The 293-nt window shown below is 39.2% G+C and carries 1 protein-coding gene and 1 riboswitch; the gene reads right to left on the reverse strand.

All coding sequences use genetic code 11. The annotated features are described in order from the left end of the window. On the reverse strand, positions 1–137 hold a 137-nt coding region (locus AOA62_RS32655; RefSeq protein WP_178075622.1), incomplete at its 3' end, for an NAD-binding protein. Between the two features lie 51 nt (positions 138–188). After that, a riboswitch (cyclic di-AMP (ydaO/yuaA leader) is annotated at positions 189–293 on the reverse strand. This riboswitch is flagged as partial in the annotation.

The following is a 293-nucleotide window of genomic DNA, read 5'->3' on the forward strand; positions in this document are numbered from 1 at the left end:
TAGTTGTTTACTTTTTGCTCGTTCGTGTCAATGACAAGAACTTCATTCCCTAATTTCACAAGTTCTTTACATACACTTCCTCCGAATCTTCCAATTCCAATGACAACAAACTGTTTTTTTACACCCACAATATTCATCTCCTCACATGAAAAAAGACCAATCTTAAAAAGAAGGGTCCAGAAGACAGACCTTTCTCTCCTACAACGCTTACGAAGTTAGCTGTCGGGTTAGGGATAGAGAGTACCCCCTCTTGTTTAAGATTCACCCCAAGACAATAACTTATTGTCTTGGGG

Origin of the sequence: Pseudomonas sp. 2995-3 (genome assembly GCF_002742565.1) — a bacterium.
Classification (GTDB): domain Bacteria; phylum Pseudomonadota; class Gammaproteobacteria; order Pseudomonadales; family Pseudomonadaceae; genus Aquipseudomonas; species Aquipseudomonas edaphica.